General features: G+C 58.7%; 12 protein-coding genes. 6 read left to right on the forward strand and 6 right to left on the reverse strand.

All coding sequences use genetic code 11. The features are described 5' to 3' along the window. A partial coding sequence (locus PMI21_RS13220; RefSeq protein WP_007938790.1) for an exonuclease domain-containing protein occupies positions 1–380 on the reverse strand: 380 nt, incomplete at its 3' end. Between the two features lie 182 nt (positions 381–562). Here PMI21_RS13220 and PMI21_RS13215 point away from each other — a divergent pair. Genes PMI21_RS13215 through PMI21_RS13190 form a run of 6 tightly spaced genes read left to right on the forward strand, consistent with a single transcriptional unit; the run spans position 563 to position 7,270 of the window. Beyond that, positions 563–1,288: an RDD family protein gene (locus PMI21_RS13215; RefSeq protein ID WP_007938792.1), complete on the forward strand. Its 726-nt coding sequence runs from the start codon at positions 563–565 to the stop codon at positions 1,286–1,288. Then, positions 1,285–2,262: a stage II sporulation protein M gene (locus tag PMI21_RS13210; protein WP_007938793.1), complete on the forward strand. Its 978-nt coding sequence runs from the start codon at positions 1,285–1,287 to the stop codon at positions 2,260–2,262. Before PMI21_RS13215 ends, PMI21_RS13210 begins: the two co-directional genes overlap by 4 nt. After that, positions 2,249–3,781 (forward strand): DUF4129 domain-containing protein, encoded by a 1,533-nt coding sequence (locus tag PMI21_RS13205; protein WP_007938794.1) that lies wholly within the window; start codon positions 2,249–2,251, stop codon positions 3,779–3,781. The genes PMI21_RS13210 and PMI21_RS13205 overlap by 14 nt, the downstream gene beginning before the upstream one ends. Continuing rightward, positions 3,778–4,944, forward strand: coding sequence for a DUF4350 domain-containing protein (locus PMI21_RS13200; RefSeq protein WP_007938795.1), 1,167 nt, complete (start codon positions 3,778–3,780; stop codon positions 4,942–4,944). The genes PMI21_RS13205 and PMI21_RS13200 overlap by 4 nt, the downstream gene beginning before the upstream one ends. After that, entirely contained in the window at positions 4,941–5,942 is a 1,002-nt protein-coding gene (locus PMI21_RS13195; protein WP_007938796.1) for an AAA family ATPase, read from the forward strand. Before PMI21_RS13200 ends, PMI21_RS13195 begins: the two co-directional genes overlap by 4 nt. Next, positions 5,939–7,270: a DUF58 domain-containing protein gene (locus PMI21_RS13190; protein ID WP_007938797.1), complete on the forward strand. Its 1,332-nt coding sequence runs from the start codon at positions 5,939–5,941 to the stop codon at positions 7,268–7,270. The genes PMI21_RS13195 and PMI21_RS13190 overlap by 4 nt, the downstream gene beginning before the upstream one ends. Here PMI21_RS13190 and PMI21_RS29720 read toward each other — a convergent pair. The 5 genes from PMI21_RS29720 to PMI21_RS13175 all read right to left on the reverse strand — a co-directional run bounded on the left by PMI21_RS29720 (position 7,267) and on the right by PMI21_RS13175 (position 24,546). Beyond that, the gene (locus PMI21_RS29720) at positions 7,267–8,280 is read right to left on the reverse strand and encodes a hypothetical protein (RefSeq protein ID WP_007938799.1); all 1,014 of its coding nucleotides are present in this window, start codon (positions 8,278–8,280) and stop codon (positions 7,267–7,269) included. The genes PMI21_RS13190 and PMI21_RS29720 overlap by 4 nt on opposite strands. Positions 8,281–8,283: 3 nt before the next feature. After that, complete coding sequence (locus tag PMI21_RS28455; RefSeq protein WP_007938801.1) at positions 8,284–11,115, reverse strand: hypothetical protein; 2,832 nt, start codon at positions 11,113–11,115, stop codon at positions 8,284–8,286. Further along, positions 11,112–15,602, reverse strand: coding sequence for a neuraminidase-like domain-containing protein (locus tag PMI21_RS13185; RefSeq protein WP_007938802.1), 4,491 nt, complete (start codon positions 15,600–15,602; stop codon positions 11,112–11,114). Before PMI21_RS13185 ends, PMI21_RS28455 begins: the two co-directional genes overlap by 4 nt. 63 nt (positions 15,603–15,665) lie before the next feature. Continuing rightward, the gene (locus tag PMI21_RS13180) at positions 15,666–20,348 is read right to left on the reverse strand and encodes a Tc toxin subunit A (protein WP_007938803.1); all 4,683 of its coding nucleotides are present in this window, start codon (positions 20,346–20,348) and stop codon (positions 15,666–15,668) included. Between the two features lie 217 nt (positions 20,349–20,565). Then, on the reverse strand, positions 20,566–24,546 hold the full coding sequence (locus PMI21_RS13175) for a hypothetical protein (protein ID WP_157214314.1): 3,981 nt from the start codon (positions 24,544–24,546) through the stop codon (positions 20,566–20,568). Between the last annotated feature and the right edge of the window lie 77 nt (positions 24,547–24,623).

A 24,623-nucleotide genomic window follows, 5' to 3' on the forward strand; every position in this document is an offset into this window, starting at 1 on the left:
CGGCTGTTGCCCCCCTGCCACTCCCGTGCGTAGGGGTCGAAAAAGTTTCGATACAGGCTGTAACGGGTCATCTCGTCGTCGAAACGCAGCGTGTTGTAGCCCGCCCCACAAGTGCCGGGCATAGCGAGCTGGGCATGCACCCGTGTCATGAAATCGGCTTCGCTCAAACCTTGCTCGGCCAGAAGGCCAGGCGTGATACCGGTGATCGCGCAAGCCGCCGGATGCGGCAGGATGTCGTCACTGGGCTGGCAGTACAGATTGACCGGCTCGTCTATTTCATTGAGCTCGAAGTCGGTGCGAATCCCCGCCACTTGCAACGGGCGGTCGCAACGGGGGTTGATGCCAGTGGTTTCGTAGTCGTACCAGAAGATCGAGGTCACGGGTTGTTCCTGAACTGAAGACTGGCGAAGTCTAGGCGTTTGACCGCCATCGCGGCCAGCGATCTGTCATTCAACCACCTGACGCCAAACGATGTGCAATACATAGTTATGTCGTTTTCCCCCGAGAGGCTGCTAGCATCGGACGGACATCGAATCGCAAACCGGCCACACCAAGGTTGCCCATGCTCGAGACCACAGCACTGCCAGGGAAAGCAACGCTGGCCCCGCCACTGGACACGCGGTATCACGTCGAAACGCCCGAAGGCATCGACTTGCCACTGCGCCCGGCCGGGTTGATGGTCCGTGCGCTGGCGTTCGCCGTCGACCTGGGCCTGCGCGGGTTGATCCTGGGCCTGCTGTTTATGCTGTTGGCGTTTCTCGGAAAGCTCGGTGCAGGGCTTGGCTCGATTTTGCTGTTCTTGGTGAGCTGGTGGTACATGGTGCTGTTCGAGGTGCTCAATCAGGGGCGCTCGCCGGGCAAGCAATGGATGGGACTGCGCGTGGTGCACGACGATGGCACCCCCATCGGCTGGTCCGCGTCCTTGCTGCGCAACCTGCTGCGATTCGTCGACATGCTGCCGTTCGGCTATTTCCTCGGGGCGATCAGTTGCCTGCAACATCCCACCTTCAAACGCCTTGGCGACCTGGCCGCCGGTACGCTGGTGATCTACCGCGAACAACCACTCACCCGACCGCAGTTGCCCGATGCCGCGCCGCGCCGCGTTGCTTTCGCGCTGACGCTGACCGAGCAACGCGCCATCCTCGGGTTTGCCGAGCGCCAGGGTGAACTCTCCGAGGCGCGGGCCAACGAACTCGCCTCGATACTCGCGCAACCGCTGCACGTTTCAGCGCCGCAGGCCGTGGCCGAACTCAACGGCATCGCCCGCGGCCTGTTGGGCCCGACATGAAGCAAAGCCTATTCGAAAGCCGCCACAAGACCGAATGGGAGCAGTTTGCACTCATGCTCGAACGGCTGGAACGAGGCAAGGAAACCTCGCGAGTCGCCAGCTTCCCCAGCGATTATCGACGGCTCTGCCAACACCTGGCCCTGGCTCAGGAGCGTGGTTACAGCAGCTTTTTGGTCGACTCGTTACAGCAACAAGTGCTGCGCGGGCATCAACAGCTTTATCGGCATCGCAGTGGGCTGAGGGCCAACGTACTGAGCTTCATCCTTGCCGATTTCCCGCGACTGGTGCGCGAACAATGGCGTTTCGTGCTTGCCGCCAGCCTGATATTTTTTGGCAGCCTGATCGGCATCGGGCTGCTGGTGTATCTGTTCCCGGACCTGGTCTACAACCTGATCCCGGCCGAGCAGGTCAGTGAGATGCAAAGCATGTACGACCCCGTCGCCGGTCATCTGGGTCGCTTGGCAGAACGGGCGGCCAGTGAAGACTGGGAGATGTTCGGCTACTACATCATGCACAACATCGGCATCGCGTTTCAGACCTTCGCCAGCGGTTTGCTGTTTGGCCTGGGCAGCGCGTTTTTCCTGTTCTTCAACGGCTTGATCATCGGTGCGGTGGCCGGGCACCTGACCTACATCGGCTATGGGCAAACCTTCTGGTCGTTCGTGATCGGCCATGGCGCCTTCGAACTGAGCGCCATTGCCCTGGCCGGTGCCGCCGGCCTGCAACTGGGCTGGGCGTTGATCGCGCCGGGCCGTTTGCCCCGTGCCGAAGCCCTGCGGGTGGCGGCGAGCAAGAGTGTGTTGCTGATTTGCGGGGTCATGCTGTTTTTGCTGATTGCAGCGTTTATAGAAGCCTACTGGTCGTCGCGGACCGGAATCGCGCCGCTGACCAAATACCTGGTTGGCGCAGTGCTCTGGGTGTTGGTCGCGACTTACCTGCTGTTTGCCGGACGGACCCGCCATGCGCCTGAGTGACGCCAGTGCGGTGATTCGCCCGCGCACAAACTGGGAAGCCATGGACCTGGGGGTGCTGCTGAGTCAGCGCCATCGATACCTGTTGATGACCAGTTGGGCGATCGTGACCTTGCCGATCTTTGCCCTGCTCAGCCTGATGCTGTGGGATTCGCCCTCCCTCGCCCTGTTCCTGTTCTGGTGGCTCAAACCGGCGTTCGATCGGCTGCCGCTGTACATCCTGTCCAAAGCCATGTTCGGCGAAACACCCACGCTGAAACAGGCCCTGCGCCAATGGCCGCGCCTGCTCCAACCGCAACTGCTGGCCAGCCTGACCTGGCGCCGCCTGAGCCTGAGCCGCAGTTTTCTGATGCCGGTGGTGCAACTCGAAGGCCTGGAGGGCGAAGCACGACAACAACGTTTGCGTGTGCTGTTGCAGCGCAATGCCGGTGCCGCGCAGTGGCTGACGATCATCGGCGTGCACCTGGAAAGCGCGTTGTGGGTCGGTTTGATGGTGCTGTTCTACATGCTCTTGCCGCTGCAGGTCGAACTTGACTGGGGCTGGCAGACCTTGATTACCGCCGCAGTGCAGGAGTGGCGCTGGCTGGAACACCTGACCAATGCTTTTTACGCCCTGGTGCTGGTGGTCTGGGAACCGATTTATGTCGCCTGCGGTTTCAGCCTTTATCTGAACCGGCGCACGCGGCTGGAGGCGTGGGACATCGAACTGGTGTTTCGCCGCTTGCGTCAACGCTTGACCCCGGTTGTCACTCTGCTGCTGATCGCGATCCTGCTGGTGCCGACGACGCAAAGTGTGTGGGCCGCCGAACCGGACATGTCACCGGACAGTCCGCGTTTGCTGGAGCAACCGCTGACCAGCCAGGCATCCCGAGACAGCATCAAGGCCATCCTCGAACAGCCACCGTTCAAAAACAAGGAAACAGTCACGCGTTATCGGTTTGGCGAAGACAAACCCGCTACGGACAATGGTCAAACGCCGGCCTGGCTGAAGGCGCTGTTCAGTTTGCTCGACAGCCAACGTTTCGGCGCATTGGCCAACCTGATCGAAGTGTTGCTGTGGGGCGCGGTGATCGGCGCCATTGGCCTGTTGATCTGGCGTTACCGCGACTGGTTGCAGGCGTTCGTCAGCCGCCGGCCGGCGTTGCACCATAAAGTGACGCGACCATTGCCGCAGCAGGCATTCGGCCTGGACCTCAACCGCGAAACCCTGCCCGCCGATATCGCGGCAAGCGCCGAAAGCCTCTGGCAAACCAACCCCCGTGAAGCCCTCGGCTTGCTCTATCGCGCCCTGCTCAGCCACTTGCTGCACGACTTCAACATGGCGCTCAAACCCGCCGACACCGAAGGCGAGGTTCTTCAGCGCGTCGAACAACTGCAACAACCGGCGTTACTCGCCTTCAGCAAAAACCTCACCGGGCACTGGCAGAACATGGCCTACGGGCATCGCCTGCCACCGGCGCATTTGCAACAGGAACTGTGTGACGGCTGGCGTTCGTTGTTCGGACCCGGAGCGGCCCGTTGAATCGCAGGTTGTGGCTGGCGGTCGGCGTATTCATCGCCGTGCTCCTGGGCGCGTTGAGTGTTTACCTGTATCTCAAGGCCACGCCCTATCCGGCACAAATCGATCACGGCCCGTCCCCCGAAGCACAGGCCAATCCCTACCTGGCGGCTGAGCATTTTCTGCGCAAACAGGGCCTGAACGTCAGTCACGCCAACAGCCTCGACATCCTGCCGACCCTTGAACCTCATCAGCACAGTTTGTTGCTGCTCGGCGATCGGTCGAACATGTCGCCGCGACAGGTGGATCAGGTGCTGAACTGGACCCGGGCTGGCGGACGCCTGTTATTCGTCGCCGAAGCCCTGTGGGATGAAAAGACCGGCCAGAGCAATGACCTGCTGCTCGACCGGGTGCAGGTGCATCAGCTCCTGAGCAAAGACCTCAAGGACTCGCCACCCGATCTCAGGGACGACCCCTACCCGAAACTGACCAAGCTCTACCTGGAAAACGAAGAGGCGCCGGCCTATGTCGGCTTCGATACCGCGTTCCACCTCGACGACCCGAAAAACCTCGCCCAGGCCTGGGCCAATAGTGGCAAAGCCACGCACATGATGCAGTTGAATCACGGGCTGGGTTCGATCACCGTGGTCACCGATGCCGACCTGTGGAAAACCCCGGCTATCGACCATTACGACAACGCCTGGTTGCTGTGGTACCTGACGGCCGACACCTCCGTGACCTTGCTGTTCAATACCGAGCACGACAGCTTGCTGACATTGCTGTGGCGCTATTTTCCGCAAGCCTTGGTGGCCTTGATCGCGCTGATCATTTTCGGGCTCTGGCACGTCGGCGTGCGCAATGGTCCGTTGCTGGAACCGACCCCGAGAGCACGCCGTCAACTTCAGGAGCACTTGCGTGCCAGTGCCGATTTCATGCTGCGCCGCAACGGTCAGCACAGCCTGCTGCAAGCCTTGCAACAAGACATCCTGCGCCGTGTCCGTCACCGTCACCCCGGTTTTGAACAACTCGGCGTCGCCGAACAATGGCTGGTGCTTGCACGCCTGACCGGCCAACCCACACGCGCCATCAGCCTGGCCATGAGCCCGCGACCGAAACAGCGCCTGTCCAGCGCTGAATTCAGCCGTCAGGTCGCCCACCTGCAAACCTTGAGGAACGCCTTATCATGAGTGAACAGATCGAGCCCGGCACCCAGACCCATGCCGCCCAGCAGCGCCAGCGCGCCAGCCAGTTGGCCCAGGCGGTAAGAGCGGAATTGCAAAAAGCGGTGATCGGCCAGAACAGCGTGATCGACGATGTGCTCACCGCCCTGATCGCCGGCGGCCATGTGCTGCTCGAAGGCGTGCCGGGGTTGGGCAAGACGTTGCTGGTGCGCGCCCTCGCCCGTTGCTTCGGTGGCGAATACGCACGCATCCAGTTCACCCCGGACCTGATGCCCAGCGACGTCACCGGGCACGCGGTGTATGACTTGCAGACCGAGCAGTTCAAACTGCGCAAAGGCCCGTTGTTCACCAACCTGTTATTGGCCGACGAGATCAACCGCGCCCCGGCAAAAACCCAGGCGGCGTTGCTCGAAGCCATGCAGGAACGCCAGGTCACCCTCGAAGGCCGCGCCCTGCCCATCGTCCAACCGTTCATGGTGCTGGCCACGCAAAACCCGATCGAACAGGAAGGCACGTATCCACTGCCGGAAGCCGAACTCGACCGTTTCATGCTCAAGGTGCGCATGGACTACCCCGAGGTCGACCAGGAATTGGACATGGTCCGCCAGGTCAGCCGCTCGACCCGGGCCGACATGCTCGACGTACAACCGCTGCGCACCGTGCTGCAAGCCAAGGACGTGCTTGCCTTGCAACGCATCGCCAGCGACCTGCCGCTGGACGATCAGGTGCTCGACTACGCCGTACGCCTGGCCCGCACCACCCGCACCTGGCCGGGCCTGACCCTCGGCGCCGGGCCACGCGCCTCCATTGCGCTGGTGCGTTGCGCCCGCGCTCGGGCCTTGCTTCGCGGCGGCGAGTTCGTGATTCCCGACGACATCAAAGGCTGCGCCCTGTCGGTGTTGCGCCACCGTGTGCGCATAGCCCCGGAGCTGGACATCGAAGGGCTGGAAGTCGATCAGGTGCTCAAGCAATTGCTCGATCAAGTGCCGGCGCCGCGCCTGTGAAACCCTCGCGCCTGCTCTTGACCTGGCTCACGATCCTGCTGGCCATCGACATCGCGCTGGGCACCCTGCAGGCACTGGACATCGCCGTTCCATCAAGCCTGTTATCCATCAACTGGGGATTGCTGCTGGCACTGCTGGCCCTGGCGATACTCGACGCCCTGCGCCTCAAACGCCTGCCCTCGCCCCACGTGCAACGGCAAATGCCCGGCAGCCTGGCGCTCGGTCGGTGGGGCGAAGTGCGGCTGCAAGTCGAGCATGACTTCGCACAACCACTGACCCTACACATCTTCGACCACGTACCCCACGGCCTGGACTTCGAACACCTCCCCTTGTCCGTCGAACTGCAACCCGGCCAGCACAGCCAGATCAGCTATCGCCTGCGCCCCCTCAAACGCGGTCACTTCACCTTCGAACACTGCGAAGTCAACCTGCCAAGCCCCATGGGCCTGTGGTCCGACAAACGCCTGCTCAACGCGGTCGACCACACCCGCGTCTACCCCGACTTCGCCCGCCTCTACGGCGGCCAACTGCTGGCGGTCGACAACTGGCTCAGCCAACTCGGTGTGCGCCAGCGCCAACGTCGTGGCCAGGGTCTGGAATTCCATCAACTGCGCGAATTCCGCGAAGGCGACAGCCTGCGCCAGATCGACTGGAAAGCCACCGCCCGGCATCGCACGCCGATTGCCCGGGAGTATCAGGATGAGCGGGACCAGCAGATTATTTTCATGCTTGATTGCGGACGGCGGATGCGCAGTCAGGATGGCGAGCTGTCACATTTTGACCATGCGCTGAATGCGTGTCTGCTGCTCAGTTATGTGGCGTTGCGTCAGGGGGATGCGGTGGGGTTGTGTACGTTTGCCAGCGATCAGCCGCGCTACGTTGCGCCTATCAAAGGCACCGGGCAGCTCAACGTGTTACTCAACGGCGTTTACGATCTCAATACTACTCAACGTACCGCCGACTATCCGGCAGCGGTCAATCGATTACTGGTCAGACAAAAACGCCGGGCGTTGGTGGTGCTGGTGACCAATTTGCGGGATGAGGATGATGAAGAGTTGCTGAGCGCCATCAAACGCCTGAACCTGCACCATCGAGTACTGGTAGCAAGCCTTCGGGAGAACGTACTGGACGAGCTGCGCCACCGCCCGGTGCAAACACTGGACGAAGCACTGACCTACTGCGGGACGGTGGATTACCTGAACGCAAGCGCGCAACACCATGAGCAGTTGAGCGCTCATGGTGTTGCGGTAATGAACGCCCGCCCCGGTGAACTGGGGGCCGCACTGGTGACGCGGTATCTGAGCTGGAAGAAAGCGGGAGTCTTCTAATCTTCAATTACGAATTTCAGAAGATGCTGAAAGTTCGGGGATGCCGAGTACGTCAGCTGATAAATGTACTCCTCCAGGCCCCATATCGAAGCCATTACTGTCCATACCTTAGTCAATTCACTGAACGTATGCGGAACGTTCAGTCCTGGGGAGAAATCCATCCCGCGTTCGCCCAGCAGCTGGAATAACACGGTTTCGTTAAGACATTTCGGCGGAACCGAGATACTGAACTCTACCCGGCTCCCCAACGGAATCTTCACGACAGTTTCGATACCAACGGTTTCGCACTCTTGCCCTCGCACGCGATAGACAGGCAGCTCGTCAGAAGGCTCCAGCGCCGGCCCCAGCGACATCGGATTGTCTGGCGATTGCTTGAGTATTCGCGATGCCTCCAGACGCAAGTTATATGCCCCACCGATCGTACCGGTGATTACCCAACTCAACCCGTCAGCGGTCAAGGTGCGGTTAACCCCCAACGCCGGCTGCACGCTCGTGATTCCCAGTTCGCTGGGCGAGGAGTCGCCCGTCAATCCCAGACAAATGTTACGCCCCAGCAAAGGACTCCCCGCCTCGACCGACAGCTTGATGGTATGAGCCTGCGGGGTCCGGGGAAACAAGGTTTTCTCGCCCCAAGGCGTAATGCTTTCATCGGCATTGAGCTGAATCCTGGCAGCGTCCCAGACACCCGCCTTCAATGCCTTGAACCGAAAGGTATGGGACGCCGTTTTCGAGTCGATGCCTTCCAGCGTGGCAATCACCTCCACATTTCCCGCCTGTGTGGCCGTATACGCAAAACGTGCCTTCCCGTTTCCATCCGTCTTCACCCGTACCGTCTCAGGACCTGGTTCGGCCGTGAAAAACACCGCTATATCGGACGCGGCCGAGCGAGTGTCAGAGGCGAGTACTTCGACTTCCAGCCAGACGGATTCGCCGATTTGCGGATCAAATGTAGCCTCACGCACCTTGCCAATCACGACGGCTTTGGGTCCTGTTTGCTTTTGTTGAGACATGACTTATTCCTCTTCCGGCAGCGTTGTCGAGGGCACATGGGCTGCATCCAGTTCCCTGACAGGCAGCACCATGAATGAAAAGGTATGAGACACAGCACCCGCAGGGCCATCGTAGGGACTTGGCACCGTGGCGATCACTTCTACCGGCCCCGCTCGTGTAGCGGTAAAGTGAAAGACTGCCCAGCCGGATTCCAGCGTTGGCACCGGCGTGGAAACCTCTCCATGCCGGAATGTCAGCAGCAGTCCAGGTACTTCCCGCTGGGTATAAAACGACTGGGTCTTGATCTGCATATCAACCGTTTCGCCTACAACAGGATCAAACGAAGGCTCCCGTACCTCGGTTATCACCACTCGGTTGTGGCCCAGCGATACAGGCTGTACGGGAAAATCGAAACCGGCTTCAGGTAGATTGAACACAACGCCCTGCTCGCCGTTGTTTGTCGTGGATGTGGCGTCGAGTTCCCACGCCAGTCCAGCGCTTTCGATCTTGCGAACAGCCTCGGGCGTCAATCTCATGGCAAAATCATCGCCTTCCTTCAACTTCGCCGCCATCATGAGTCCGGTAATAGGGCTATCGGCTCCGGGTGTGAAACTGCTGGCGTGCTTGGCCCCCCTGCAGGCGTAAACAGTATTCTCAGCGGGCACCTCAACCTCGTCGAGTGTCAATGTCCCCTCCTCCTGGAGAACTTGCGACAGCAATATCCCCTGCTGCGCATTCGGGTCCAAGTCGTCATGGCGCACAATCAATTGGAAGCGTGAACTGATCGACGAGGTGGAGCTGACCTGATAACTCAGGCCCTCACGGGTCATTGGACGGGAAACAACCGGATCAGGACGGACATCAAATTTCAGGTCCGGTCCAGACTCATTGACCAGTTCCACGGTGAGAAGCTCGCCTATTAAATGGTCTTCAACCGGCATGATCTTGAGTTCCACTTCCGGCGCATTACGAAAACAGATATGCCCGACGCTCCCTTCCGATCGGCCATCCAGCGTCACGGCGGCCAACTTCGCCCAGGGATTTTCACCCAACACGACAAGGTTGAACTCATGGGCAGGATCGCTTGCATCGTAGTCACTGTCGACTCTCACCGTGACCACGAAATCGCCTTCAGCAACAGGCTTGAACGGGAATTGAACCCGACCGTTAACCCCCGTCGGCAACTCGGTTTCCGGTCCTGCGTCGATTCTCCAGAAAACCTTTACTCCCGAAACGGCCCCTACACCGGGCACCTTCGAGTGAACATCGACGGACAGCATCAGGTCGGGACCGCCCACCGCGGGAAACTTCGAAGACTGCCTTGGGTCGTTGATGACCAACGAGTTGTGGCTCAGGTGCAGCTTTTGCGGAGGAGAGGGATCCAATAGCTTCGAACATCTGACCGTGAACTCGAAATCGCTGTCTCTTCGGTTTTCACACGCCATGCTCCACACCACCTCGTTCCCCTCAACGGTTTTCCCCGCCCCAAATTCAGGAACAAGTGTCACACCCGCCCCCCCGGGGGTGTCCTCAGAATTCCAATGCACTGCCAGCTCGGTTCCACTCAAGGCGTGGTCACCCGGCAACACCACCTGCATCTCGTGGCTGGCGCCGCGGCAGGGGTAACCCGTTTTTTCCCCCCAAATCCATTCACGAGGCGGACCATCCAGCGAAAATTTCGCGCTCAACCAAGGGTCTGCTTTCAGAACACGCACGTCGAACGTGTGAAGGGCTTCTTCCGGTTTATAGTAACTGCCGACCTTGGCTTCGATTTTCCAGTCGCCTTCTGTGTCCGGTGTCCACGTCAAACGGACCTCGCCATTCTCATCCGAATTCTGTCTTAACAATTCGGTTCCCGGGCTTTCCAACGTGAAGGTGACCTCACGATTGGCCAAGGGCATGCGGGTGAAGTGAGATAGCACTTGCACCACCAGCTCTACACTTTGATTGAGGTCGATCACTGGATAATAAGCGGCCTCCCGCACCGCAACGACATCCAGCCGAAAATGACCGCAAATTGTGTGCAAAAGATACTTGTCGGCGGTGTATTGGCTGCGCACGGCCAACGTGCGCTCAATCTCCGTGTCTTCCATTTTTCGCTGGCAGAAGATCGTCCATGGCTCATCAATCCGATGTTCAATCCCCCACGGGGGAGAAGCATTGAGAAGTCCATCAGGATTAACCACTGCATTCTCCACCAGCAATCCTGCCGATGTGCCATGCCACGCGTTGTCGACGCTCACCCGCAAGGCAATCTCATGGTCGCCTCCAAAGCACAGGCGCAGTGGCTCACCGGGATCCTGAGACTCGCCATCGACCGTCAGACTGTCCAGTTGCAAGGCTTCGAGATACAGCAGTAGCTGCGCGAACGTGAACCGCACGGCGCCGGGCCTCCCCACCCCGCCGTTGTCCGGGCTGATGACGGCGAATGTGACGGTCGTTTCCGCCGGATCAAGACTCAGCGGCTCTTCGTACAGACTGAGATTGAGATCAAGCAGGGGGCCATCATGGGGCATTTCCTGTTCAGTCTCAGCCTTGCGTGAGGGAACAAGTATCAGCTCTTTTTCGCCTCCAAGACCGGGAGTGATCCGCAGCTTGCCTACAGCGTCCGGGGGGAGTCGAACCGCCTCGTACCAGAAGATCAGCATGTAATCCGCCTTGCCGGGTTCAGGCCGCGGGATCGCTGCCAGGGTAATCTCCTGAGAGCCTTCCCCCATATTGACGGCATTCATGAAACCGACCATCTCGCCCTGCCATTGCCCTTCCTGGTGGGTAACCTTCCTTTCGTCATTGATGACCCAGCCGGTCAACTCCTCTTTAAAGGATCCGTTGTCAATGAAGTTATGATCGCTCATGGCTGCACCTTCCTTACACGCCCTGGCACGCGTGATGTGTCGGCCGGAGGTGTTCCGGAGAGCAATCCCTCGACTTCGGAGGCGAACCCCGGCCCGCCATCCCGGGCCTGATAGATCACCGTCAGAATGATGTCCGTCAATGATTGCAGAAGGCTGACCTGGCCGGGCTGATCAGGTCGGGGAAACTTCAACTGATAGCTGGCATGAGCCCCCGTGCCTTCAAAAGGGCGGTAGCGGCCATCGTCCGCCCAATCAGCAATTCCGTTGTCGTCAAGGCCCCGGGACAAGCCGATTTGCTGGTAAGGGCGCAGGTTCTGCACCAGCGAACCTGGAACCGGTGTACCAGCACCATCATGCAAGTATTGGACGGTGGCGATTTCCGGCTCCAGTACCGTGGAACTGCTGTTTTGCGTCAGCGTCGCACAAACGTTCTGGTACGGCCCCAATAGCCCGGGAAAGGTGAATCTCAATTCCAGGACCTGCCGGCGGTAGTGGCCCGGATAGTCTTGATTGAAGAGCTTTTCGTTCAGCGTGAAGTCCAGTATCCCTTTCTTGTTCGCTTTCCCTTCGCCTTTGAAGTCTTTCCAGTTGTCCTCATCAAGCTCCTTGAGGGAGATCGTCTTCACCATCTGCAATCGGCGCTCGTCGCGCTTGATCCGCGCCGCCGCCATCTGCAACAGATCCACTTTCAACGAAGCACCGGACGTGAACCCATGGTGGGCGTCACGCCACACTTCAGAGCGGATAAACCGGGCCTTGAAGTCGCCCATTTCATACTGCAAACATCTTTCGGCGATGACGCAATGACTGACGGCCAGGTCATACAGCTGGTAGAGCAACGGCTTCAACTGGCCCACGACCCAGTTGCTCAATTCCCGGCCTGTGCTGCGACGCTTGTAGAACGCATAAACTTCCCTGGCTTGGGTATTGGCCATTTCAGTCTGTTGCAGACTGGCCCGGGCGGCTTTGGTGGCTTGGTCTTGGGCCTGCAATTGCTCGCTCAACACCCGCGCCTCCGCGGTGGACTGATCAAGGGCAAACTTCCAGTCTTGCTGACGCCGACGATACCCCTCGTTGATGCTGAACTCCTCGGCTTCGCTCCTCCAGACCTCTGTCAGCAATTGAAGCAACTCGGCGCCAGCGTAGGGGATAGCCGCCGGACGCATGCCACCGAATGCTGTCCCGCCGATGTTGGGCAATATATCCAGCGCTGCCCCTACTGTCCGAAGTGCCCCGGCTCCCGCGGCGAGATAGCGTGCGTCCCTGTTTTTCTCCAGAACACTGTACTCAGCCTCGGACACACCCTCCCTGACCAACCCTTCATAATGCCGCACTCGGGCCTTGACCATGCTTTCGCTCTGGCGCAACGACGCTGCCGTGGATTCATGTTGGGCAATCATTGCCTCGTGGATCGAGCGGGTATAGTCGGCCAGCCGGATCAAGTGGTCCTGTTGCAACTCCTCCAGCTCGCCCTGGTCACGCTGTTGCAGCCACGACCTGAGCTGTTCCTCTTGCTGGATCAGAAACTCCACGATTTGCAGCGCCAGGTTGTACGCGGTCTGCCATCTGTAAGGCACCACCTGCACTTGCCCACCCGGGTTGCGCGCTGCACCCAAAGTACCGTTGGCCTGCGCAATCAACAGATTCCGCGGATCCATCGGCGGTTTGAACAGTGATATCTGCAACGGCTGACCGTCGATCGACAGATTGCTACGCAAGTTGTTCAGGCGCGAGTTGAGCTGATTCCACAGGGCTTTGGGTCGCTCATTGAGCCCGGCCTTAAATGCGCCGGAGCCCAGCAGACCCAGGCGCGGTGTCCCCTTCATCGAGAGGGGCACATCCGCCAGACTGAATTCAAGTTGTGCTTCAAATACCTTGAGCGGTCCGCGGTCCTCGATCTGCGGCACCAGGGTGCCCAGCGTCACCGGCTTCCAGGTGCTGGCCGTTCGAGTGACCGGCTCTTCGCCGATCAGTGCCCGGGCCTTGTTGTAAAGGAGCCCGGCGCGAACCATGCTGTCGTAATCCAGTTGCCTGTAAAGGTCGTCGCCTTCGGCAATCAGGTTTTCCACGTAGTGCAAGAAGATGGCGATCATGAAGTGGATGGGCGCGCAATAACCGATCGCGTCCGGATCCGTCGGTGCCGCGCTTTCATACGAGCATTCGACATCGTCGATTTTCAGCGGACGGCAATTCCAGTACGCCGGTTTGGGTATCACTCCCGGGCTCTCGGGAATCTCCCGCAACAACGGATTGAAGATGTACTCGAACCATTGTTGCGCTTCGTGGTAACGGCCTTCTTCCGACAAGCGGGTGCCGACCAGATGCGGCAAATGGAAAAACAACTCCCAGAAGTAGCGACCATTGCAACCATCGAATGGCCCGTTCGGCTCGATCGATCCATCCGGCAGGGGCTTCTCCTCGACATGCTGGGTGTCCCAATGCAGTAACGCATCGGGCGACACCGCTGCGCTATTGGTCAGTACGGGGCCGATTTCGGAGTTCAGCCGAACATGCTTGAGTGCCTGGGCGGAATTGTTGAAGCTAAGAAACTGCGCGCCTTTGACGCTGGTATTGTCGAGGGTGGGGGTGTTGTACAGGCGCGCCCTTTCGTGAAGCGATACCGAAAATGTAGTGGTTACCAGGGGCCTTCTGCCTCCCGGCACCCAACCGAAAATAAAGTCGATCGACTCGTCAACGGGAAAATTCATGGCCCCCTTCGATGCGGTCAGTCGTCTGTAAGTCCGCCACGGCGTTGCATAGTGCCCATTCAGCTCGGCAGTCTCGCGCAATGCCGGTGGATCGGGCACGGTCCGCTCGACCATGTCGAGCTCAAAGTCCGCGAGCTTATAGAGAATCCTCGGCACTACCTGGTTTTGCTCATTCAGCACCGCATTACCCAGGACGTCGATGGAAAAACCGGCGCCGGCACGAATCTCGTCCTGGGTTCTTCCGAGCAGATAAAGCAATGCGGCTGCGGAAAGCGTGGCGATGGCTGTTGCCACCCAGATCCCGTCACCTTCCGATGTTTCCTTGAAGTCTGCAGCTGCAAAGGAATGGATCGTTTCCTTGTTGGGGGTCCCGGGCAGTTGCACAACGTGCGCCCGGGTCGGCTGGTCCCGCGTGGTCAGCGTGATTCTGAGCTGCTTCTCGCCGGCGTCGACAATTCTGACATCGACAGACGTTGCGGTCGCCACCGCCCTCCAGCTGATAGACAGGCGCTGCAATACGCGTCCGCTTTCCTGCACGTCATCGCAGCGCCCCCGGACTCTGAGCACCTCATAAAAATTGCGATCCTCGCCTTGTTCGCGGGTATAGACGGCATCCAGATACAGATTCGCCACGACGGGCGTAACGGTGACCTTCGAGTAATCTTGCGGTACCACTTTTTGTTGCAGGCTGGCCGCGTTTTTGAAGCGACCGAATGTCGTCTGCAGCAGGGTGGCGGTGTCATCGGGTACTTTGCGAAACAATGCATCACGGGTTTCATAAATTTCTATTTCATGGCCGGAATTCAGCCCATCCAGGCTGTTGCGGTTGGTGTAACAGACGGCCAGACGATCATCACGCGGATCACCATCGCCCAGAGATACAACGGTCAACCAACCATTGGAGACGTCGTACTCAAACTCTTGACGATGCAACGTCAGTGGTGCCGACCATTGATCGTTCAGGGAGCTGAACGCCAGTTGGATCACCAGCGTCCAGGGTGACTGCACCACGCCATCGCCATCGACCTGACGGTCGATCCATTCACACCAGACCAGCACCGGCAACCCCAGCCAGATCGCACAGCGAATATCCACCACCGTGCCTGCGGTGACGATGTCGCACTTGCGCCATTCGTCCCAGTTCACGGGGTTGATCTTTTTGCTGTTGTTGTCCAGCTCGACCTTGACGCTTCGCAAGTAATAATCAGACGTCGACGTTCGGTCCTGAGCGATCAGGTAGTAACGCGCCTTTTGGGTATCCGCCCCGTCGATGTAACCGCCGCGCACATCCAGATCGCAGATGCGCTGGAAAGCCTTGGTGTACTCCATCAATCCTTGTTTCACCGATGCGTCAGTCAGACGCATCTGCTTAAGACTGCCCTCCAGTGTACGGAACAGCTCGGTCTTGTTCAGACGCAACGGCGGTTCAATGTAGTTCGACGCATGATCCTTGAGCAGCTCGTTGGCCGACCACGTGCTGTAATGACTCAGGATCCAATGCCAGTACTGCAAATCCTCCGGTTCGAAATGGCTGTTTTCGAAACCCTTTTCCATGCCGCCGAAGACCGAATGGATATATCGCTGCAACGTACGCACGATCGAGGAAACCTCCGTGGCTTCCGATTGCGCTTTATCCTGGATGTCGGTCAACAGGTGCTCGCTCACGTCTTCGGGGGTGCGAAGGGTGACTGGCACTGACCACAGTTGCTGGCCCAATACCGCCTCGGCCATTGCCTCTATATAACCGTCCTTCAGCTCATCGATTTGGGGCGTAGCCATTGTTTTTCTCCCTGTCGCTGGATGATGCCCCGACCACGGATGGCCGCGGGCAACCGTTTCCACTCAAGATTTCGGTGAAGTACGCCGTGTGACGGGGCGTTTGCGCAGAGTGCCCTGGAGCACCAGCGCCCTCTCCAGGCGGTCGGCATACACACTCAACTGGAAGTCGCCATTACGCACATTGCCCGTCCGGATATCCACGGAGTACGGAGCGTCGTCGAAGTGAAAACGCGTAGCCAAAGACGGGGTGAAAACCATGCCCAGCGCCTGGGTGGAATAGGTGCAACTCCATCCCATGGCGCCCTGAGTGCCCTCGAGCTGCGTCGCGTCTTTCGGCTGGACTTCAAGGCGATAATGGCCATCTCTTAGCAGCGTGAGTGTGTCGATAGCCGGATCGAACGGCTGACGGGTCTCCCCACCCCTGGCATCGATGGTGATCAGATTGACGAGCCATTCGAAAGCGGGAATGACGTTCAAATCGAAGGCTTGCGTCTGCGTCGGGTCAAGGTCCAGTGTCGCGGTCACAGTGAACTGACCCGTCCTCATCGACGTGAACGGGTATACCGATCGGCCTTGTGCATCTGTATTGATGATTTCTTCTACAGGTGGCACCGAATTGACTGCCCACTTAACCGGATAGTTGCCCACCGGCGTGGCCAGAGATTCTTCCGCCTCTTTCACATCCAGCCACAACAACGTCGGCCGTTGCGCGCCAGCCACCGGGAAGCGAATGATCTCCGAATAGTTCTGGATCACGGCGGCGCTGGCCACCCACACCATGACCTCGACAACCGGGTCGGTGCCCAACTGGGCAAAAATCGTCAAAGCACCGGCTGCAGGGGCACTTATGGAGAATTCAGAAACCCCTTCTACATTGCTGATCCCCTCGACTTTCGTCGCATCAGCACTCGTCCACCACAGCACTTTCTCGTCTGCAACAGGCTCGTCATCGAGCCCGACGACCTTGCAGGACAGCGACAGCACCTGACCAACCATTGCCACAGGGTTGACAGAGGAGTTGCCAAGAATCCGTGGCTTGTCGGTGAACTTGATCGCACCATTGAAGGTATAACGGTGGGTGCCTTCCACATTGCCGACAGACACTTTGGCATCGCCCGGAAAGCGGCTGGAAATCCATACGCGGCTCACGCCGTCCTTGTCGGTGACGGTATGACTCGGCCGGATTTCCCCGTTCGTGGTGGCCCACTGCACCGGGCGATTGACACCCCGGTTGCCGTAATCGTCGATCAGAACAGCGTCGACTTCTACCTCCTGCAGCTTCCCCGCCAGCACGGGATCTCTGGGCAGCAAGGAACTCAACTCAGTATTGACCCGCAAGGTCGCCTCATCGGGACCGATCACGACGGAGGGGGCGTACCTCGCTTCATGAAGCGGCAGGTTGTAGCTCACATGCGCAGTGCCCGACCTTGCCCCGGCCTGCAATTGCACCCAGGCCCGCCCCTGGCTGTCTGTCCGGACTTCTGGCGTGAGCACGACCCCAAGGTCGGTTTTGATATAAAGAATTACCCCCACAAGGGGAATACCGAAAAAATCGAGCAGCGTGATCAGGAATTCCGCAACCTCCTGGTCCACACCCGCGATCAGCTTCGGGTTGTCCACCACGCAATGGGTGGTGAAACTCTGCCCGACTTCAGCCGAGTCCGCCGGGGTATTGGCGTCGTTGAATCGGGCCAGACTTTCCAGCGCATTCTGTGCGGCCTGCGCATACTCCTCATCCCCATCCAGCGGATTCAACCCGGCAAGACTGACCGCAGCCTCGGCGTCCATCCCTTTTGATGCCAGCTCCAGTGTGCGCACCAGCACATCAAGGTGTTCCAACGTGCGCAAAAAGGGCAAGACGGACCCGTCGCTGCCTTCAATCCCGAGCGTGACATGCTCGACGCACGTGAGCACATGCCGGATCCCGCAGCCGAAAAAAGTGGCCAGTTTGTCGGCTGCCGCATCACGGATCAGACGTCGCGCATCATCACTCAAGTCGTCGGGCAACAGGTTCACCTGACGCAAGTAGTCGAGCATTTTCTCTTCGGGCTGCCGGGCCCGGTCGACCAGTCGACTGAACAGCGCCAGGTAATAAACGGAATGGATCGATATCTCGTAGCGATCCTTGAGACTGAACCATTCGTATTGTTCCCCTTCCAGAAGGGTCTCAAGCATCGCCGGACTCAATTTGAGCCTGTCGGCAATCCGGGCACGGCGTTCGACTTCCGCGAAGGTTTTCAGGAACAGAACCGGTTCTTCCAGCCCCCGTGGGATTCGTCGCGCTCTCGAAGGACGCATGGCCAGCGCCTCTTTCAAGAACTCATACGGATGCCCCTGAGCCCAGGCCAACACTTGAGCAGTCAGCAAGGAGTCCAGCCTCAGATAAACCGACAGGCCCTCTTCCACCAGCACTTGTTGCTCGTCCCGACAGCGCAGCAGGATCGTGCGCAGCAGTATCTGCAGGGGCTCACGTTCCGCAGGGGCCTCCCCGCCAATGTCCGGATAGACGCTCTCTGATATATCATCGATCACTGCAACGGTGCGTGCCAGATACTGGTCTTCGGTTTCGTCATACCGCCCGATAACCAGCCCTGCTTCGTCGACCAGTGGGGCCAGCAATGTCATCCAGTCGATGAGCTGCTCGTTGCTGTTGCGCAAGGGTGCGCCGGCCTCCAGCACCTTGGCAGCCTCCACCAGAACCGACGGTGCCTGGCTGTGCAATTGCAGCAGGAACTGCTCCTGGGTTTCGGTCCACACGGTCGGGACATAGACCGGATTGACGTTTTGCACCAGCCACAACACCGGCAAATCGAAGTCACTGGCCCATTGCGCGCAGGTCATCAGCGCGTGAATGGCGCTCAACGCATCCGCCCCGTCCGTCGAACCGTAAGCGGAGACCACCGGCCTGCCCGCCAGTTGCGCCACCAGCCCCAGGGTTTGCAGCAGTGCTGTCGATTCTATCGGTGTCAGCCCGAACATTCGGGCCAACCGCACCAGCCGCCAGAAACTCGAGAGCGTATCCAGGTCGCACACCAAGTGTGTCTCCTGGCCGTAGGCCTCGACGATCACCGTCGCCAGATAGCGGTAGGTCTCGAAGTTGATGGCCAGTCCGGTGCAAATCTGATGCACCGTTTGCTGGTCGGCGGGCGTGACGGGAATGATCGCGAACGCATGGCCATCAATGCGCAAGGGAGCGTCAAAGGGTTGCGTATGGTTGTAGACAAGGTCGAAGAACGCCGGCACTCCATCCTGGCCGTAAGCCGACAGCACATCGATGAACCCTGCGAACTCTTCGGCCGTGCAGCCATAAGCCGTGCTCAGTTCGACAAACAGCCCCAGGCAGCTCAGCGTACCGGGACGGATCCAGATCGCCGCGTCCCCGCCGCCACGGCGCTCGGCATTCATTGCCGCGATCAGCAATCGGTCGACCTTATGGCTGGGTAAACCCAGTATGCGATCCAGGCGGCTCTTGCGGTTGATGCGGTCAGCGCGGTGTTCCAGCCGCGGGAAAGGGGCTTCCCCTATATTCGTCAACAGCACATAAGTGTCGATACTCCCTTCCTCGATCCCGATCGCAGGGCCGTCCCCTCCGTGGATGTAGCAGGCCCCCGCCGCGACTCCCGTCAAGGGCACATCAGGGTTGCCCAGCATCGGAGCATTGGCCGACAGCTTGGGTGTAAATCGACCACGCCCCAACAAGCAGTCGACCTCGTCCTGATCACGGCCCGTTGCCTGCTTGAAAATCCACAGCCTTTGAAGATCCTGTTTGAAATTCACAAGGCTGCCGTAGTTTGCGCGATAGAAGTCCCCGTCAGACTTTTTCGGATCGGGATCGACCCGCCGCGTGCGTGGGTCGACTCTCCACAACGGCGCACCGGCCGTTTCGGCGCCCGATGAAAAGTAAGGGGGCTCGAGCAGCAACGCTAAAGTCCCGGGCCCGCTCCCGATGCTCTGTTGATGAGCTACGTCGTCACGCGGCCCCCGGCCCCCCGGATTCTTGAAATACGGGTATGTGCGGTCGAGCCGGCGAATGATCTCCCCCAGCGAGCCGTTTTTCACGACCTGGCGCACGACGTGGCGAATACTCACCCGGTCATGGTCGTAGGGCATGGTGTGGGGAAAACGGATCGAGCGCAGATAGCCCTTGACCGTCGAAAACTCATCGCTCACATGGGACAGAATCTGCGTTTCAAGCACCCGGCTGTGGATGTCACCCCGGGACTTCACCTGGTTGATGGCCGCCTCATCGATCTGCAGTTGATTCACATCGGGACGACGCTCTTCCAGCGGGATGGCATCCTCATTCCCTTGCTGCTTGATGTAGTCGCGTATCCATTCGTACAGGGCCACCATATACGCGGTGGTGGAGGCCCTGTGTTCGGGGCTGCCTGCCGGGGCGGCGGCGTCGGCATTGGGTGTAAACAGCCGCTGGTACGTGGGCAATGGCACCTGCGCCTTTTCATCGCCCGGTTTCGGCGCGGCGCGCAGCTCTTGCTGGCGGTACAACCGCGTGATGTACAGCGCCAACGCCCTGCCACGTGCCAGTAAAGTTTGGGCTTCTTCCCGACTCAAGCCGAGTGCCTGCAACTTCTCAGGCCCCAGTTTGATCAATTCAAACACGCTTGGATGTTTCGCTATATGTTCATCCAGAGGAGTGACCACAGCAATGCGTTGCTCACCCAGCACAGTCTTGACCAACTGATGAATCGGGAGGTTATCAATCTGGGATTTGTCAAATGCAGTCATTGCGCTATTCCTCTTCAGACAAAACCAATGCTGAGCCTGGTCAGCGAGTTTGCCCTGGTGATCGTCAAGCTGATTTAGCGCTGACCGTGCGAGAAGGTCTACTGTCAGATCTGACAGGTATCATGACCGTCGGTCGGAATTGGCGAAGCATGAACACCGCAGCAACAGACAAAAAAATGGCCCTCACAGGGAGGGCCAGTAGTGATGCGTCGGGGTGTTAGCCGGCATTGATTACTTTCAAATCGAGAACGGGCATCCAACGGGCTAGCAACTGATCCTTTCTACCTTCCCCCGTCAGCTGGAAATTTCCCACCGGTAGCCCGGCAAGGACAATAAGCCACTCCCCCTGATCATTGGCATCGCCATGTCCCCATATGGTGTGTCCGTCACCTCCCTTGTGCAGCCTGACCGTCGTGCCCGGCAATGCCGTGCCTTCTATCACCCCATAAGGTGATATATGCGCGCCTTGAACCGGACTGACGATGACCGGCAGCTCGAGTTTCTCGGCGACCGTGAATGTCACTCGGCCCGTTGGGGCAAAGTGAATGTCGTCCATGAATTGCCTAGCCTCGATGGTGTGCGTACCTGCCTGCAGCACAACTTCGCTGCGAACACTCCAATGGCCTTGTGCATTTACCCTCGTCTTGGCGAGGACTGTGGAGCCGGAATACACCTCCACCTCTGCACCGGGGATACCGCTCCCGGAGAACACTGGCTGCTGTTCGAGGACCTGCGATACATCGTCGCTGGGCGTATCGATGATCAGTGCTTCGCCCCCGCCAGGAACCCTCACATTGAACAGGTGATCGGGCGATAACGACTTCGAAATCACACCATCGCGGGTTTGATGCACCGAACACTCGAAGTTGTCCGCTACCGCCAACTCGATCTGCGACCGTACGGCCCATGCCCCCTGTCGATCGACCCAGGCACGGCCCACTACCGCGTTACTGTCACCTTTCTTGTAAAGGCTGATTTCAGACCCCGGCACGCCGCGCCCTTCGAACATCGGCCATCGCCCGACCACTTGCCCCCTGCGCGGGAAGGTCACTGTCGGCGCCTCAAAGTTGGCAGGCATTCGCTCCACCATAAAGCGTGGACTTATGGCCCACTCCGAATCCTTGCCTTCCACGGTCTGACGCACGGCCACCCGTGCCGGGCCGACCGGTAGATCCTTGTTGCCCTGCACCGTCCATCGCCCGCTTTCGTCGGCCTCCGCCGAGGCCAGCACGTCATCCGTGTTGAACCGTGAGGTGATGGTAATGATCGCCCCCGCCACAGCAAGGCCACTGAACCAAGGCCTGACGCCGACGTAGTCGGCGGCCCTGGGTTCGGTGATTTGCGGCGCAATGCCGAGCAAAGCCATCGTCAGCGGCTCAGACCATTCGGAGTCCAGGTTCCCGGTGGCTTTCGCCAGCACTTTAAAGCCGCTACTGGTCGCAATATTGTGCTGGAGGTGTGCCGACCAAGTGCCGTCCTCCGCCACGCGGATAGGCGGAAAGTTATACGGACCGACTATCCTGTGGACGTAGACATCGTCTCCTGCGACTCCGAACCCGGAAATCGTCAGCATGGCGCCTAACGGTTGACCGTTTAGGGGGCTGTCGATCACCGGCACATTCGGTACCACGGTCAGAACGCAGTCCTCGCTTTCTTCGGACGTGAATTGGTTTTCATAGCGGTGAATGGCCACAATGATGATTGGGCCGACATCCAGCTTAAGTTGCACCGTCCAGGTGCCACCCGGCCTGACTTCGATGTCTTTGGCCAAAGGCGTCGGCACGCCTTTGCGCCGTATCTCGACCGTGGCCCCAAAAAAACCGGTGCCGGTCAGGTTGAACGTGCGCCCAGGTTTGGGAGGGATCGGGTCGAACTTCGGCACGGGGACGACCACGGTGAGATCAAGTCGTGCACCAGGGTCCGACTCATGCGTGTTGAATACCTGCACGGCAAAAATCGGCAATGCCCCCAGCGGCTGCTTTGCCAGCGGTGCAGACCACGACCCGTCAGGCTGCACCTCACCGCGACCTAGCTCTGGCCGAGCCCCCACCGCGGAGTAGATAACTACCCACGAACCTGGCAAACCATTTACGCCGGTAATCACCGGTTGCGGACTGACTTCATTGCCGGGCGGTAGAGTGATGAGTGCCACTGGGGTTTTTACAGTGAAGGTATGAGTTGCTACCTCCGACGGCAGTCCGCCGAAAGTTTGCGTTGCTTTGACCGTATGGGGACCTGGGTTCCAGTTTTTGTCGGCAGGGTGACGCCAGATTCCACTGCCATCCGCTGCGTGTTCCTTGATCAGGTTGTTCTGATTGTCGAACAGTCTGACCGTCGCCAGTGGCCAGGCTGTTAGAGAAATTCGGGGTCGCTGCCCCGACGGGCCGTCGGGTTCGGTGAATGCGGTTTTGTTGGGCTTGATGGCCAGCGGCGATGCGAGCTGGGTCGGTTCTGACCAGACCCCATTAACCAACTGCCGCACAATAACTGTAAAGGTGCCCGGTGGCAGATCTGCTGTTGCCGTAGTTGTCCAGGAGTTGCCACCGATTGGGAGATAGACATCCGGCACACTCCCATGTTTCTGACCATTGAGTTGAATTTCGATTGTCGTCCTATTGGGCGCTGCTGTACCCCAGTTGAAACCTCCTGCCCCTGTAAATGTCGGCTTCTGCCCACTTAACGACGGTGTGTTGAGGGTCAGTTTGCGGGGTTTTATCTCGACGCTCTGCGTGTCACTCCATGCAGAATCTATCCAGCCACTTCCTCCATCCGAGATGCTTTGCTTGCTGGCATAAGTGTATCGGCCGGGCAAATAAGTCACAGGGACTTCCACGCGCCAGCTACCGCTTCCGACAGGCACTGTAAACTGAGCATTAACTCCGTCACCACTAATGTGAATTTGAACCCTGGTATTGTCATACCTGGCGCCAGACAATATCGTTTTACCCTCTTCATAACTAACCGTTAAGCCGCCAAACTTGGGCGGGCGAACATTGAAATAAACGGTTGCTGCTCTTACCGACTGGACCCCCGAATAAAGTTGGCTCGCCGTAATACCGACTCGACCAGCCGGCAACACTACATCCGCGAACCACGCCCCCGTGGATTGATTGACCGGACCGCCCCCTATCTTTCCTGTTATAGCGTCGCGGAATACTTCTACGGTATTTCCAGCAATATCTGTATGCCCGGTTCCCGTGATGCGGGCGTTCATATCTACTACTAACGGGGCAACAGCGATAAACGGAGGGGCTAGGAAAAATACTCTCACTTGCGCCCAGGCAGCATTGCCTGATTTCTCGTGCCGCACCATAAGGTATTTCCAACCACCAGAAGGGTAGTGAGCCCGGGCATCAAACGTTATTCCCCAAGTACCGTCGGAGCGAGCTGGCATTTGTCCAAAGTTTGTTCCCCCACCTTCATTCATGACTTGAATGACTTCACCTTCCGCTCCCCAAGCGCCGCTAACTGGCACTTGCGAGTCAAGCTTTACCACTCCGTCATTTACGGGAGTAGAAACTTTTGGGTAGGTGAGGTAAAGAACCTCTACCCTCTCAGAATACCGGGTTGTATAGTTGGTGACACTTTGCTCGACGTGCATTTGATAGCGTCCTGGCGCTACCCACGAATCGAGCGTGGTCGACCATCTATTCCCTGAACTCGTAAAGACTGGAGTGAATACGTGTGTAACGCCAGGTGTTACAAGCCTGAGCGAAGTGGTATCACCACCCGACCCTGTGATGTTATTTGTATACGTTAACGCACTATCAATTCGGGGAAGAGCACTCATCCAACATACGAATTTTTGCCAACCCGAATTCTGCTGATAATACTTCCACAGATGGAATAACTGTATAGAGCCTGCCTTGTTAATATTACTGAACTTTGAAGTGTGCCAAGTATTCCCCTCCCGCCACTCGTCCTGTTGCAACCATTCCAGAGCGCCATGCACATAAACGTACATGGAAACTTGGTGCCTACCTGCCGCGTTTAAAGCGTACCGGAACGTCTGATCGGGATTCACGATATCCCCGGAACTTACATCAGTTATAGTTAGAGGAGAAATGGCCCTTGGGCTGTCCGGGTTTTCAATGTCGGCTGATGCTGAAAGCTCCCCTCCGCTGTGCTCTTCAATGCCGTTGGGCTCTTCAACGCCGCGGTGCTCAGCCTCATTCACATTGCTTTCGTCTTTTGACATGATCCCGCTCCGTCGCCGCCCGCCGTGGAAAATCCCAAGGCTTCCTTTCTACGTCCGAACCGGGGTTCTGCCTACCT

Source organism: Pseudomonas sp. GM18 (assembly GCF_000282195.1).
GTDB lineage: Bacteria > Pseudomonadota > Gammaproteobacteria > Pseudomonadales > Pseudomonadaceae > Aquipseudomonas.

Excerpts from the sequence above, each read along its gene's own strand:
- PMI21_RS13215 (WP_007938792.1), top strand. The coding sequence starts at position 563 with ATGCTCGAGACCACAGCACTGCCAGGGAAAGCAACGCTGGCCCCGCCA.
- PMI21_RS13210 (WP_007938793.1), top strand. The coding sequence starts at position 1,285 with ATGAAGCAAAGCCTATTCGAAAGCCGCCACAAGACCGAATGGGAGCAG.
- PMI21_RS13205 (WP_007938794.1), top strand. The coding sequence starts at position 2,249 with ATGCGCCTGAGTGACGCCAGTGCGGTGATTCGCCCGCGCACAAACTGG.
- PMI21_RS13195 (WP_007938796.1), top strand. The coding sequence starts at position 4,941 with ATGAGTGAACAGATCGAGCCCGGCACCCAGACCCATGCCGCCCAGCAG.
- PMI21_RS29720 (WP_007938799.1), bottom strand. The coding sequence starts at position 8,280 with ATGTCTCAACAAAAGCAAACAGGACCCAAAGCCGTCGTGATTGGCAAG.
- PMI21_RS28455 (WP_007938801.1), bottom strand. The coding sequence starts at position 11,115 with ATGAGCGATCATAACTTCATTGACAACGGATCCTTTAAAGAGGAGTTG.
- PMI21_RS13185 (WP_007938802.1), bottom strand. The coding sequence starts at position 15,602 with ATGGCTACGCCCCAAATCGATGAGCTGAAGGACGGTTATATAGAGGCA.
- PMI21_RS13180 (WP_007938803.1), bottom strand. The coding sequence starts at position 20,348 with ATGACTGCATTTGACAAATCCCAGATTGATAACCTCCCGATTCATCAG.
- PMI21_RS13175 (WP_157214314.1), bottom strand. The coding sequence starts at position 24,546 with ATGTCAAAAGACGAAAGCAATGTGAATGAGGCTGAGCACCGCGGCGTT.